Source organism: Aquisphaera insulae (genome assembly GCF_011064615.1).
GTDB classification, from domain to species: domain Bacteria; phylum Planctomycetota; class Planctomycetia; order Isosphaerales; family Isosphaeraceae; genus Aquisphaera; species Aquisphaera insulae.
This window is the reverse complement of record NZ_JAALJH010000042.1, coordinates 68,164-80,365: the sequence shown is the minus strand read 5'-3', so window position 1 is coordinate 80,365 and position 12,202 is coordinate 68,164. Positions and strand designations below refer to the sequence as shown.

12 protein-coding genes and 1 pseudogene are annotated in these 12,202 nt (G+C 68.1%); 4 read left to right on the top strand and 9 right to left on the bottom strand.

Annotation, left to right across the window (positions count from 1 at the left end):
• Positions 1–495 precede the first annotated feature (495 nt).
• The 3 genes from G6O54_RS21025 to holA form a co-directional block, all read right to left on the bottom strand.
• Positions 496–957: an SRPBCC family protein gene (locus G6O54_RS21025; RefSeq protein ID WP_165227652.1), complete on the bottom strand. Its 462-nt coding sequence runs from the start codon at positions 955–957 to the stop codon at positions 496–498.
• A gap of 6 nt (positions 958–963) precedes the next feature.
• Positions 964–2,478 carry a transglutaminase-like domain-containing protein gene (locus tag G6O54_RS21020; protein WP_250847008.1) on the bottom strand — a complete coding sequence of 505 codons (1,515 nt, stop codon included), beginning with the start codon at positions 2,476–2,478 and terminating at the stop codon, positions 964–966.
• A gap of 151 nt (positions 2,479–2,629) precedes the next feature.
• The gene (holA, locus tag G6O54_RS21015; RefSeq protein ID WP_165227650.1) at positions 2,630–3,634 is read right to left on the bottom strand and encodes a DNA polymerase III subunit delta; all 1,005 of its coding nucleotides are present in this window, start codon (positions 3,632–3,634) and stop codon (positions 2,630–2,632) included.
• Positions 3,635–3,848: 214 nt separating this feature from the next.
• Here holA and G6O54_RS21010 point away from each other — a divergent pair, with 214 nt between their 5' ends.
• From G6O54_RS21010 to G6O54_RS20995, 4 genes are all read left to right on the top strand, one after another.
• Positions 3,849–4,520 carry a CerR family C-terminal domain-containing protein gene (locus G6O54_RS21010; protein ID WP_165227648.1) on the top strand — a complete coding sequence of 224 codons (672 nt, stop codon included), beginning with the start codon at positions 3,849–3,851 and terminating at the stop codon, positions 4,518–4,520.
• A gap of 19 nt (positions 4,521–4,539) precedes the next feature.
• A complete protein-coding gene (locus G6O54_RS21005) occupies positions 4,540–5,988 on the top strand; it encodes an ABC transporter permease (RefSeq protein WP_250847007.1) in 1,449 nt (482 codons plus the stop codon).
• Positions 5,989–6,062: 74 nt separating this feature from the next.
• A complete protein-coding gene (locus G6O54_RS21000) occupies positions 6,063–6,833 on the top strand; it encodes an ABC transporter ATP-binding protein (RefSeq protein ID WP_165227646.1) in 771 nt (256 codons plus the stop codon).
• 46 nt (positions 6,834–6,879) lie between these two features.
• Positions 6,880–8,058 carry an HlyD family secretion protein gene (locus G6O54_RS20995; protein WP_165227644.1) on the top strand — a complete coding sequence of 393 codons (1,179 nt, stop codon included), beginning with the start codon at positions 6,880–6,882 and terminating at the stop codon, positions 8,056–8,058.
• A 46-nt stretch (positions 8,059–8,104) separates the two neighbouring features.
• Here the strand turns inward: G6O54_RS20995 and G6O54_RS20990 are convergent, their stop codons facing one another.
• From G6O54_RS20990 to G6O54_RS20965, 6 genes and pseudogenes are all read right to left on the bottom strand, one after another.
• Positions 8,105–8,521: a type II toxin-antitoxin system VapC family toxin gene (locus G6O54_RS20990; RefSeq protein ID WP_205678960.1), complete on the bottom strand. Its 417-nt coding sequence runs from the start codon at positions 8,519–8,521 to the stop codon at positions 8,105–8,107.
• Positions 8,522–8,652: 131 nt separating this feature from the next.
• A pseudogene (locus G6O54_RS38900) lies at positions 8,653–8,916 on the bottom strand (helix-turn-helix domain-containing protein); the annotation flags it as partial.
• A gap of 116 nt (positions 8,917–9,032) precedes the next feature.
• On the bottom strand, positions 9,033–9,596 hold the full coding sequence (locus G6O54_RS20980; protein WP_165227640.1) for a hypothetical protein: 564 nt from the start codon (positions 9,594–9,596) through the stop codon (positions 9,033–9,035).
• A 101-nt stretch (positions 9,597–9,697) separates the two neighbouring features.
• Positions 9,698–11,155, bottom strand: coding sequence for a hypothetical protein (locus tag G6O54_RS20975; RefSeq protein ID WP_165227638.1), 1,458 nt, complete (start codon positions 11,153–11,155; stop codon positions 9,698–9,700).
• A gap of 15 nt (positions 11,156–11,170) precedes the next feature.
• Positions 11,171–11,668 (bottom strand): hypothetical protein, encoded by a 498-nt coding sequence (locus tag G6O54_RS20970; RefSeq protein ID WP_165227637.1) that lies wholly within the window; start codon positions 11,666–11,668, stop codon positions 11,171–11,173.
• Positions 11,641–12,144 (bottom strand): RNA polymerase sigma factor, encoded by a 504-nt coding sequence (locus G6O54_RS20965; protein ID WP_165227635.1) that lies wholly within the window; start codon positions 12,142–12,144, stop codon positions 11,641–11,643. Before G6O54_RS20965 ends, G6O54_RS20970 begins: the two co-directional genes overlap by 28 nt.
• Positions 12,145–12,202 lie beyond the last annotated feature (58 nt).

The following is a 12,202-nucleotide window of genomic DNA, read 5'->3' as shown; positions in this document are numbered from 1 at the left end:
CGGCTGGCGATCGCGCCGGGGCCTCGTTCCCAACGGCATCGCGGGGCCGCGTCATGCGCAACAGAAACCGCCACGTCCGCATGCCGGGTGTGGGGCAGTCAATACCAACTTTTCATCGCGCCAGGGCGAGGCTCCTGCCGAGCCAGGCACGGGCTGGCGATCGCGCCGGGGCCTGGTTCCCAACGGCATCGCGGGCCGCGTCGGGCGCAACAGAAACCGTCACGTCCAGGTCCCGGCTGTGGCGCAGTCAATACTCACCCTTGATCGCGCGCCCCTCGCCCTCTTTCGAGCCGGTCGGCGGATCGGGATCTCCCGAGCCATTCCCATCCATTTGGGCCGGGGTGGATCGCGGCAACCGTCACGGCAGCGGCCATCGACGGGGCGGACGGCGAGAACGATGTCGAGGGACCTGCGGCCGAAACCATCCCGCCCTGCGAGGCAGGCTGGCGGCGAAATCGGCAGCTTCGCACGCCTGGCCACAGCGACCTGTCACCCTCAGCCCGAGGACGCGCACTGCCGACGGGTCGTCTCGTGGCGATAATCGAACATGCGATCAAGTTTGCGGTGCACGAAGCCACCGGCCAGCAGGCGCCCGAGGGATCCCAGCGGGACCCGATACTCGACCTCGTCGCGGAGGATCGTCCCGCCCCGCCCATCGTCGAGGAACCGGTGGCGGTGATACCACAGGGCGAACGGGCCGGATTCCTGGCGATCGGCGAAGAGGTGGGGCGGATCGTACTCGGTGTGGACGGCCACCCAGCGGACCGGGAACGGCCCGAGGCGACCGCGGAGGACGACCCGGCTGCCGGGCCTGAGCGAGCCGTCCGATTCCGCGACCGTCATGCTCTCCCAGGGCGGGATCAATCGCGTGAGGGCGTCCGGGCTCTCGTGGAACCGGAAGACCGCCTCCGGCGGCGCCGCGATCCGGCTCTCCTTCACGAAGACCGTGGCCGACATGGGCCGTCACCTCAGCTCGATCGGGTCGATTTCCAGCTTGCCCTGGACGCGGGCGATGGGGAGGAACGCCTCGAACGGGGCGACACCATCCAGGGCGGTGTCCGCCAGCTTGATGTGGGTGGCATCGACGCTCGCCTGGTCCCACGAGGCGTCGAGGGCGACCCATCGATTGTTGACGTAGACCTCATGCCAGACGTGATAGCCGAAGCCCTTGATCCGCTGCCGCGGGTTGTCCACGAACAGGAGGCCGACGACGATCCGCGACGGGATCCCGGCGGCGCGGCTCATGGCGGCGGCCAGGACGGCATGCTCGGAGCAGTCGCCGGTCAGGTTCCGGGCGACCTCGTTCGCGGGCGCGAAGGCGACCGTGAAGTTCTTCTCCTTGATGTTCTCGAAGACCCAGTGAGAGATCCGGGTCGCCTTGTCCCACGGCGAGGCCGCGTCGCCGACCGCCGACTTGGTGAGCCGGCGGACGACGCTGTCGTCGCTCGTGACGATCCCGTTGGGGCGCGAATAGGCGGCGTCCGGCTCGGCGGCCCCGCCGGCGCCCTCGGTCGGGCCGCCGGTGTTCACGCTCAGGAATAGCGTGTTCGCGCTCGGCCCGGCCTCGATCGTCTGGCGATTGTCGGCGGGGAAGATGCCGGCTGGGTCGGCGTCCTTGAGCGTGATCCCGTACTTGACGTACCGGGTGGCGCGGGGGTTGGCGATGATCTTGCCGATGGGAATGATCGTGTCCCGGATCTCATCGAGGCGAGCCCGACGATCGGCCGGGGCCTTCGCCCCCTCGCGGGTCGTCCGGTACATGACGATCCCGCCCATCATGTCGGTCTCGAGCTTCAGGACCTGGCCGCCGGAGTCCGCCCAGAGGGTGGCGTCGAGGACGTTCTGGCGCTTGCCGTCGAGCGTCGCGGTCTGCTCGATCTTGCGGAGCGGCCGCGCCTTGCCGTCGCCGAGGGTCACTTCCACGGTCGGGCCGGCCTTGTAGGTGAAGTCGACCACGCGGTTTACATCCGGGATGTACATCTTGAGGGAACGCGACTCCCCCTCCACCATAGGCTTCCTCGCCATGCTCTGCTCGGCCGCATAGGGGCCGCGGACTTCCGGCCCCCAGGGTATCACCTGCTCCTGCTTGTGCCCCTGCCCGGTGTCCATGATCAGCTTCATCTCGCCCTGGATCGCGTCGCCATGGACGCGGATCTCGTTGTCGCTGGCGAGCGTCCGGGTGTCGAGCCGGAGGATCTGGCCTTCCGGGGTCTCGATCGTGCCGTACATGAGCTTCATGGTTACCGTGTCTTCCAGCCGCTGGAAGGTGAAGACCTGATCCTGGCGGACCCGGTAGAGCTCGCGGTCCTTCTCGGTCAGCTTCTCGATGTAGGTGTGGACGTAGCCGATCCGGTTGTTCTTCAGGAAGACCGCGTCCCACGCCTCCTGAGCCCGCGCCGATCCGGAGCCGAGCACCAGCAAGACGAGGCCCGGCAGGGCCCGGCGGAGCGAGGTCAGGCGAACGAAACGTGGGTCCATGCGAAGGTTCCTTCCGAATCGTTGGGACGACACGGGGCGAGGATGGGGATAGGGCCGCCGGGCGCCGTCCCGGATCGGATCTGACGCTCCAGTATATCCCCGAAACCGGAGACGACCTCAAGTTCAACCCGCGGACGGTGTCGCATCAAGGTCAGTCCGTCCGCGGCAACGCCAGGCGGATCAGGAGTTCCTCGAGGATGACCCTCGGGTCCAGCTTGGAGTCCCCCTTCAGGTCCAGGTCGGCCTTCAGGAGCATCTCGGGGATGCGATCGACGCGGCCGGGGCCCAGGTGGGCATGCTGCTTCTTCAGCTTCTCGACCGCGAATCCGTGGATCCCGGCGATCTTGCAGGCCTCGTCCAGGGGGAGCCTCGCCGCGCGGAGCCGGCCGGCATGATGGACGCGGATCAGCGAGCTCGCGAGCGCGGCGTTGATCTTGATCGGGTGCTCGCCCGCCGCCACCAGGTCGTCCAGGTCCGTCACCGCCGCCGCCGCCTGCCCCGTCGTGGCCGCGTCGATCACCTTCCAGATCGTCTCGATCCGGCCGGCCTCCACCATCTTCGTGACGTCCGCCCGGCGGATCTTGCCCGCCGTGCCCACGTAGACGGCCAACTTCTCCACCTCCGCGGCCAGGATCCCCACCTCCGCGCCGACCAGTTCCAGCAGCAGGCGGGCGGCATCCGGCTCGAGCGCGGCCTCGTGCCGGGTCGCCTCCTTGGTGAGCCAGGGGATGAGGTCCTTCTCCCCGGGGCTGGCGCAGTCGATGGGCATGCCGGACGCCGCCACGAGCTTGTAGAGCTTCGTGTTCGACGGCCAGGCCTTGACCATCAGGGCCAGCACCCCCGTCCCGCTGGGGGCCTCGATGTAACCCTCAAGGTCCTTCCGCGTCCGCGTGACGAAGGTGTCCGCATCCTCGACCAGCACCACCCGCCGCTTCGAGAAGAAGGGCAGCGTCCGGAGCTCGTCCATCACGTCCGCCAGGCTCGCTCCGCCCCCCTCGAACCGGCGCATCGCCAGCTCATCGGCGTCCTCGCCCAGGACCGCGCGGCGGATCGCCCCGGCGGACTCCCGCCGCAGGTACACATCCTCCCCGTGGATCACGTAGACCGGCTTCACCGGCTGACTCGACCAGTCGCGCAACCAATCCAGGGCTCGCATGGACGACACCGTTCCTTGCCGGACTCGCCGAAGACGCCACCGAGGCCAGTCTATCGCCTCTCCCCATCGCGGTCATCGGCGGCCCGCAATGTTCCCCAGCCCATCCATCGGAGAGTTTTTCCTGGATTCGTCATTGACGACCTTCCGATGATCCTTACACTTGATTGAAACGCCTGTTTGAAACAACCGTTTGGTCCATCTGGAGAGGTTCGCGGTGTCGCAGGATCAGACGAAGGCACGCTTGATCGAGGCCGCCGGCCAGGAGTTCGCGGGCAAGGGCTACCAGCACGCAACCGTGCGAGCCATCTGCGAGCGGGCCGGAGCCAACCTCGCCGCCGTGAATTACCACTTCGGCGACAAGGGGGGCCTCTACGCGGCGGTACTCAAGGAGGCACACCGGTGCGGACGCCAGGAGACGGAGGAGTTCGAGGGTGACGGGGAGGCGGATCCGGCGGACCGCCTGCGGGCGTACGTCCGAAGCTTCCTCGAGAGGATCTTTATCCGGAACGCCCCCTCTGAATGGCATCATCAGTTGATGTTACGAGAAACGCTCGCCCCGACGGCGTTCTCCGAGGCGCTCGTACGCGAGGCCATCCGGCCGCGGTTCGAGTATCTCAAGGGGCTGATGCGCGAGATCTGCCCGGATGCGGATGATCGCCGGCTCTCGGCCCTGGTCTTCAGCGTGACCGGGCAATGCCTCTACTACAAGTTCGCGGCGAGGGTGTCGGAGCACCTGATCGGTCCCGACGCCCTGCGGCAGCTCGACGTGGATTACCTGGCCGATCACATCGCGTCGTTCTGCCTGGCCGCCCTCGGCCGCGGCCCCGCGCTCGGCCGCGCGGGGGGGCCGGCCCGCGAGGATGTCGTCCCCGCCGGCCGGGGCTGAGGTCACGTGAGGAGGTTCCATGACCTGGATCGCGCTCAAGATGCTGGTCGGCGATCGGGCCAAGTTCATGGGCATCGTGATCGGCCTGACGTTCGCCGCCGCCCTGATCATGCAGCAGGGGTCGATCTTCTGCGGCCTGATGATGCGGACCTGTGCCCAGATCACGGACATCAAGGGGGCGGACCTCTGGGTCATGGACCCGAGCGTCCGTTTCGTCGACGACATCAAGCCGATGCTCGAGAGCAACCTCCAGCGGGTCCGGGGCGTCGAGGGGGTGAGATGGGCCGTGCCCCTTTACAAGGGGAATGGGCGTGCCAAGCTCGTCTTCTCGCCGGGCGACCTGAAGTCGTCCACCTACACCCCGGAGCAGCTCGAGGCCGACCGCCAGGAGGCCCACGGGCCCCCGTCGAACCCGTTCACGAAGGTCCTGGACCTCCTGGTCCCGGGGATCGACAACCCGCCACCCCCGCCCGCGCGGTGGTATGACACCGCCGCGGTCAACGTCATCGAGCAGGTGATCGTCCTCGGGGTGGACGACGCCTCGATGGTCGGCGCCCCGGCCAGGAACCCGATGATCGGGCCGACGCCCGACGGCCGGCCCAACGGCAAGATGCTGGTCGGCGACCTCGAGGACCTGAGGCGGCCGGACTCGATCATCGTCGACCGCGTGGGCCTGCGGAAGCTCTTCCCCGGCTGCCACCTCGACGAGCCGTTCAACAAGCCGAAGGAGTCCGACGAGGCCTACCTGGAACGGCTCCGGCGGTTCGTCGCGTCCGCCCCGGAGATCGAGATGAACGACCGGCGGGCGATCGTCGTGGGCGTCTGCGAGGCCACCCGGACGTTCCAGTCCAACCCGGTCGCCTACACGCTCTACAGCCGCGCCAAGCAGTACGTCCCGATGGAGCGGAAGGTCCTCTCGTTCATCCTCGTGCAGACGGCCGACGGGCCCGACGGCCGCAAGATCCCGCCGGCGGTCGTCGCGGACCGGATCCAGCAGCAGACCGGCCTCGGTGCCCGGACGAGCGAGAACTTCATGTATCGGACGATCAAGTACTATCTCATCTACACGGGCATCCCAATCAACTTCGGCATCACCGTCTTCCTCGGCTTCATGGTCGGGACCGCGATCGCCGGCCAGACCTTCTACAACTTCACGATCGAGAACCTCAAGCAGTTCGGCGCGCTCAAGGCGATGGGGACCTCGAACCTGCGGATCGTGGGCATGATCCTGCTCCAGGCGGCCACGGCCGGGATCCTCGGCTACGGGCTCGGCGTGGGACTCTCCACGCTCTTCGGGCTGAAGGTGGCCACGGGCTGGCAGGGCCAGCCGACGGAGCTCGCCTACATCACGCCCTGGCAGCTCCTGCCGACGACGGCCGTGGCCATCGTCGCCATCTGCGTGGTGGCGAGCCTGCTGTCGGTCCAGCGCGTGATCCGCCTGGAGCCGGCCATCGTGTTCCGGAGCTGACCGCGGGAGTCCGCCGTCGTCGCCGATCCGGTCCGCATCCCCCGCACAGGTCCCCCCGAACGGAGAGCCCCCCCATGCCCCCGAGCCCGATCTCGCCACCGCACCCGAGCGACGGCGGCGGCGGCACCGCACCCGCGGCCGGCCCGGTCGCGGTCCGGATCCGCGGCCTGACGAAGCACTTCGGCTCGGGCGACCAGCGGGTGCAGGCGCTCGCGGGGATCGACCTGGACATCCACACCGGCGAGATGTCGCTCATCGTCGGCCCTTCCGGCTGCGGCAAGACGACGCTGCTCTCGGTCATCGCCGGCATCCTCGACGCCGACGAGGGCGAGGTCTCGGTCTTCGGCCACGACATCACCCGGATGAGCGACCGGGCCAAGACGCGGTTCCGGTCGATCAACATCGGCTTCGTCTTCCAGCAGTACAACCTCCTCCCCGCGCTCACCTCGGCGGAGAACGCCGCGATCCCCCTGGTGATCGCCGGCTGGAGCAAGGCCCCGGCCGTGAGGAAGGCCGCCGACGTGCTCAGCTCGATCGGCATGGGGAAGAGGATCCAGAGCCTCCCCTCGCAGCTCTCCGGCGGCCAGATGCAGCGGGTGGCCATCGCCCGGGCGCTCGTGCACGAGCCCGAGCTGCTCGTCTGCGACGAGCCGACCGCCGCCCTCGACCACGAGACCGGGCTGACCGTCATGGAGCTGCTCCGCGAGTCCGCCGTGAAGCCCGACCGCGCCGTCGTCATCGTCACCCACGACAACCGCGTCTTCCAGTACGGCGACCGGATCGCCCACATGGACGACGGCCACGTCGTCGAGATCGAGGCCAGGGACCGGGGGGCCGCCGCCTGAGGCCCCGACCGACCGCACCATCCCGAACCGATCACAGGACAAACGCATGATCACCAAATACATCCTCCCGCTGCTCGCGATCGTGGGGGTCGTCGTCGGGGTCGGCGCGGTCTGGCCCAGGAAGGCGGCGCCCGCGCCGGAGCCGGTGCGGAGCCCGCCGGTGCAGCCGGCCGGCGCCGAGAGGCCCCTCTACGGGGCGGGGCTGGTGGAGGCGCAGCGCGAGAACATCCCGATCGGGACCGTGGTCCCGGGCATGGTCGCGGAGGTCTACGTGGACGGCCGGCCCGGGTATGAGCCGGCCCACAAGAAGGTCGGCGACCGGGTGAAGAAGGGGGAGCCCCTCTTCCGGATCGACGACCGCGACCTCCGCGCCGAGCTCGCCGTCCGGGAGTCCGCCCTGAGGGCCGCCGAGGCCCAGCTCCATCGGCTGATCCGCATGCCCAGGCCCGAGGACCTGCCCCCCGCCGAGGCGGCCGTCGAGGAATCCCGCGCTCGCCTCAAGGACGCCGAGGCCGCCTACTACCGCGACCTCGCGCTCTTCGACAAGAAGATGCTCGCCGCCTCGGACTTCGACAAGGACCGCTACACCATGCAGGCCGCCAAGGCCACCCTGGCCAAGGCCGAAGCAGACCTCGCCAAGCTCAAGGCCGGCTCCTGGAAGGAGGACATCGACGTCCAGCGGGCCGCGGTCGAGCAGGCGAAGGCCCAGGTGGAGAACATCCGGATCATGCTCGACCGCCTGGTCGTGCGGGCTCCGGTGGACGGCCAGGTCCTCCAGGTGAACGTCCGGCCCGGCCAGGTGGCGACCATCACCTGGAAGGAGCCGATGCTCGTCCTCGGCGAGGTCAACCAGCTCCACGTTCGGGTGGACATCGACGAGAACGACCTCCACCGCTTCCGCGAGGGCCTCCCCGGCACGGCCACCCTGAAGGGCCGCAAGGCCCCGGTCTTCCCGCTCAGGTTCGTGCGGATCGAGCCCTACGTCATCCCCAAGAAGAGCCTCACCGGCGACAACACGGAACGCGTCGACACCCGCGTCCTCCAGGTCCTGTACGCCCTCCCCGACGACCGTCCGGCGGCCGTGTACGTGGGACAGCAGATGGATGTGTTTCTTGCGGTGGGGCCAAATCAGGTCACAGGAACAGCAGGTGTTGCGGAGAAGCCAGCCCGAAACTCGTCGACTATCCCCGATCAGGGGACCAATGCCCTTACCGCTGGTCACTGAATTCTGGCGGACGATACGATCGGGATCGTGGTCCGCTTATCAATTCTTACTCGGCCCAGTTTTCGAGCCTCAATCCGGGAACTTGCCGAAAGTGGCGGATGTTTCTCGTGACGAGCAGAGCTTGATGAGCGAGCGCGGTACTCGCAATCAGGAGATCGCCGCGGCCGATCCTTCTCAGGCTCGCGATCTTGCGGAGTCGGTCGAATGCCTCCGCCGACTGTTGGTCGATACCGATGATGTGCCAATCCCTCAGGTCTTCTTCCGTCCTATCCAACCAGAGTTGTGCTCTCTGAAGCTGAACGCCATCCTCAGCCTTCAGCAAGAACTCCCATCGTCCTCGCAGGACTTCCACCCTGGTGACGACGCTGATGGCCACGGTGTCCTCTGCCTGGCGGGCTCGCGTGCATGTCGGCTCGCGGCCCCTCATCAGCAAGCTGAAGATATCCGTGTCCAGGAGGATCACTCGGTCTCCTCGACCATGGGCCGGCCGCGTCGGCGATAGATGTCCTTGACCATCTCTTCACCGTAGGGATCATCCTTCCAGGACCCCGCCTGGCGGAGGAGAACCTCTTTCATGCTCGGCCGCTCCAGCCACCTCAGGATCGCGGCACGGGGGAATCTCCACTCGTTATCGACCTTGCGACCGGGCGGACCATCGAGGTCAACGATCCGATTGAGTTGCGATTCGGAGATCTGCAGATATGCGGCCGCTTGCGCCAGTGTCAACACATCCGGCCATACCGACGGTATTTCGGATGCCACGATGGCAGCCGTCTCAGCGTCCTTTTCCTTCGAAGCGGCCCTCGTTCCTCGACTCTTTTCAGGCGAGGACTTCGGCTTGGTGCTTGCTCGCGTCATCGTTCTTGCCACCTGGCTGAGGGTCCATCGTGATCCGTCACATCATAGCAAATCCGCCGACTCCAGTTCGACATCGCCTATCGTCAGCCGGGGGGCCATTGGTCCCGACGAAGCCACTACTCGGCCTTCGGCATCACCGCCGCCACGATCCGGAAGCTCAGCGTCTGGGTCGCGGTCGCGCCGGGGTTCTGCTCGTCGCGGAGGATGATGTCGTACTCGTACTCGCCCGGGGGGAGTCCCTTGAGCGCGACGCTGTTGCGGAGGCAGACCCAGCCGAAGCCGGTCTCGTTCTTGTCCTCGTAATCGAGGATGTTCTTCTTCTTCCTCAGGACGGCCTTCTCCCCCTTGCGGCGGATCTGGCCGTCCTGCGTCATGTGGATGACGAACTTGCCCTCCTTGACGACCGTCTTGTAGTTCAGCGGTTCATAGTAGATCAGGAGCTTCTCATCGGCCGTGAGCTTCGCGCCGGGCAGGAGCTCGTACTTCTGGTAGCCGTCGATCGAGAGGCAGGCCTTCGCCTTCGTCATGGCGAGGCGGGCGTCTTCCTGGGAGGGCTTCGCGGCCGGCCGATCGCCGTCGGCCGCGCCGGAGCTCGGCTCCTGGGCGGGGACAGATGCGGGGAGGAGCAGCATCACGGCCAGCGATGCCACGAGTCTCGAGCCGAGCCTTCGTCCGGACATGATCGGATGACCCTCTCCGCGACCGGGATGATCCTCACCGAGCACTCTACCCGATCCGCCCGGTCCACCGCGAGCGCCCGAACATCGCGGTGCGGTTCCGATCACTTCGCCGGCGACGGGGACCGCACCGTGATCCGATAATCCACCTTGAAGTTCAGGCCGTGGCCAACGTCTTCGGCCCGGAGGCCGGCGGACGTCCCCTGCAACGCGTAGAGGAAGGGCTTGCCCGTGCAGGGATCCGCGGGGACCGGGACATCCTCGATGGCGTCCAGCGACTTCGGCAAGGCACCGTCGTGGGAGGCCGCGTGGAGGCGGATCGCCTCGATGGTGCGGAGGATCGCGACCCGTCGGTCCGCCCGGGCCGGGGCGTCCAGGCAGGCAGACAGCGTGGGGGACGGCTCGAGCAGCGCAGCGAGCGCCCCGGACTGCTCGACTTTCCGGCGGAGCTCGACGCCCTCGCGGAACGGCTTCGCCTCGCGCCAGGAGAGGTAACCGAGCCTGAAGAGGTCATCGCGCACGTCGCGATATCGGGCCACCAGGGAGCGCACGACGACCTCCGCGTCCGACATCCGGGCCACCGTCGCCGGATCTCGTCGGAGCACGTTCGTCTGGTACTCGCGAGAGGTGGCGAGGCTGGCCTGCTTGAACGCGGCCGACGTGGAGGGGAGCTGTGCGGCGATCGCGGCATTCGCCTTGGGGTCGCTGGTGACCTCGGAGGCCAGCTTGCGAATCCGGTCGTACAAACGATCCAGCAGGGTGTCCCATTCGGCGACGGGTCGAGGGTCGTCGGCGCCGCTCATCTCGGGGATCATGCCCTCAATGAGTCGCTGGTCGGTCTCGAAGGCGGGCCGCAGGTCGACGAGCGGCCTCGGCAGCGCGGACAGGGCCCAGTACAGGTTCGGCGCGTCGGGCCGGGCGATCAGCTCCTCGACCTCGTCGAGCGTCATCATGCAGATCGACTGCCCGATCAGGGCGTTGATGAGGAAGGGCCCCTCGGCCACGTGCCGCCCCAGGGCCATGCAGGTCTCCATCGTGTCGACGGCCCGTTCGTGGTTCCCTCCGGCGACCTCGACGCGGGCCTTGAGCTGCAACAACCGGGAAAGCTGCCGCATGTTCTGGGCGTCGGGCAAGGTGATCCAGATCGCTTCCTCGCGGAGCTCGCGCAGGGGGTAGCCCCAGTCGCACGATTCCCGCCAGGCGCCGATCCGAAGCATCCGCGTGAAGCTGCCGACCGACCGCAGGTAGGTCTCCGCTTCGGCCAGGGGGATGTCTTTCAGGGGGACCTCGATCCATGCCTTGTAGTTCTTCTCGAGTTCCTCCCAGACCGCGTCTCGCTGCCCATGCCGGATGCGGAGATAGACCGGAGCCGCATTGCCCGGATTCAACTCCGAGCGGAGCGGGAGGAGCCGATACCGGAGCGACGGGATCGGCGCGGCGGCCGGGCTGACGACCAGCACCTTCGGCTTCGCGGGCTCGTCCGAATGAGCCGGCGAGGACCAGGCCATTCCCAGGACGAGGGCGATCGGACCGATGCGGGAGAGGCGATGGGCTGCGTTCATGTCAGTTCCTTTTCCTCAGAGGTTGAGCGCGCGATCGAGATCGCGGACGCGGATCGCTTCGGGGGGAGCCGTCGCGCCGGCCGGATTCCCCTGCCTGACGTCGGGGAGTTCGACCCCGATCTTGACGGGCGTCACGTCCTGGATTTCCCTGGCGAGCGCCAGGTAGCTCGAGGGATCGAAGGGTCGCGGCGGCTCGTCTGTCGGCGGCCCGATCGCGGGGCCCGCCGGCAAGGTCGCGGCGGCCTCGGCCCGGGCGAGGAGCATTTGCTCCATCCCCCGGGCGTGACGATGCTCGCGGATCCAACCCATGGCCAGCCCGGCCGCCAGCACGACCGCGGCGGCGGTCGCGAGCCGCCACGCCCGCAGATCGACCGCGGCGGAAGGCGACCGGCGGACGCTAGCCCGGCCGGCCTCGAAAATCATCGCCTCGCGGTCGAGCCCCCCCGCGGAAGGCTGCCAGGTGCGGAGCCTCCCTTCGAGATCGTTCAGTTCGTCCCCGTCGGGTTGACGCATGGCCGTTCGAGCCTCTCATGAAGGAGGGAGAGCCCCTCGCGATAGCGGCGATGGGCCGTGGTGAGCGAACATCCCTGGAGCCCGGCGATCTCCTCGAACGTCAGTCCGCCCCAGATCCGGGCGACGATGATCTCGCGGCAGTCCGCCTCCAGCTCGGCGAGATGGCCCGCGGCGGCGTCCGCGTCCAGCCTCTCGTCCGCGGCGTCGAACCAGGCCTCCCGCCGGGAGGCGGCGGACTCGCGCCGCCTCCGCCGAAGGCCGCTGCGAGACGACGAGACCGCCAGGTTGCGGACGACCCGGAAGAGCCACGCGGCCGGATTCTCCGGCATGCCGGCCTGGACCGAGAGGCGGACGAACGCCTCCTGGACGACGTCCTCCGCGTCGCCCGGGTCGCACCACTGGCATGCATAGAGCCTCAGCCCGCGCGCCTGGGCGTCGAATATCCGGCCCAGGATCCCCGCCTCGATCCGCCCCATGCCAGACCGGCCTCGCACCCGCCTTCGCACCGCCCGCGTCCCCGCCACGCGGGGTACT

What these genes read in the sequence shown, in the direction of transcription:
- G6O54_RS21025 (WP_165227652.1), bottom strand. Translation starts at nt 957, where the DNA reads ATGTCGGCCACGGTCTTCGTGAAGGAGAGCCGGATCGCGGCGCCGCCG.
- G6O54_RS20970 (WP_165227637.1), bottom strand. Translation starts at nt 11,668, where the DNA reads ATGCGTCAACCCGACGGGGACGAACTGAACGATCTCGAAGGGAGGCTC.
- G6O54_RS20995 (WP_165227644.1), top strand. Translation starts at nt 6,880, where the DNA reads ATGATCACCAAATACATCCTCCCGCTGCTCGCGATCGTGGGGGTCGTC.
- G6O54_RS20980 (WP_165227640.1), bottom strand. Translation starts at nt 9,596, where the DNA reads ATGTCCGGACGAAGGCTCGGCTCGAGACTCGTGGCATCGCTGGCCGTG.
- G6O54_RS20965 (WP_165227635.1), bottom strand. Translation starts at nt 12,144, where the DNA reads ATGGGGCGGATCGAGGCGGGGATCCTGGGCCGGATATTCGACGCCCAG.
- G6O54_RS21005 (WP_250847007.1), top strand. Translation starts at nt 4,540, where the DNA reads ATGACCTGGATCGCGCTCAAGATGCTGGTCGGCGATCGGGCCAAGTTC.
- G6O54_RS21020 (WP_250847008.1), bottom strand. Translation starts at nt 2,478, where the DNA reads ATGGACCCACGTTTCGTTCGCCTGACCTCGCTCCGCCGGGCCCTGCCG.
- G6O54_RS21000 (WP_165227646.1), top strand. Translation starts at nt 6,063, where the DNA reads ATGCCCCCGAGCCCGATCTCGCCACCGCACCCGAGCGACGGCGGCGGC.
- G6O54_RS20975 (WP_165227638.1), bottom strand. Translation starts at nt 11,155, where the DNA reads ATGAACGCAGCCCATCGCCTCTCCCGCATCGGTCCGATCGCCCTCGTC.
- holA (WP_165227650.1), bottom strand. Translation starts at nt 3,634, where the DNA reads ATGCGAGCCCTGGATTGGTTGCGCGACTGGTCGAGTCAGCCGGTGAAG.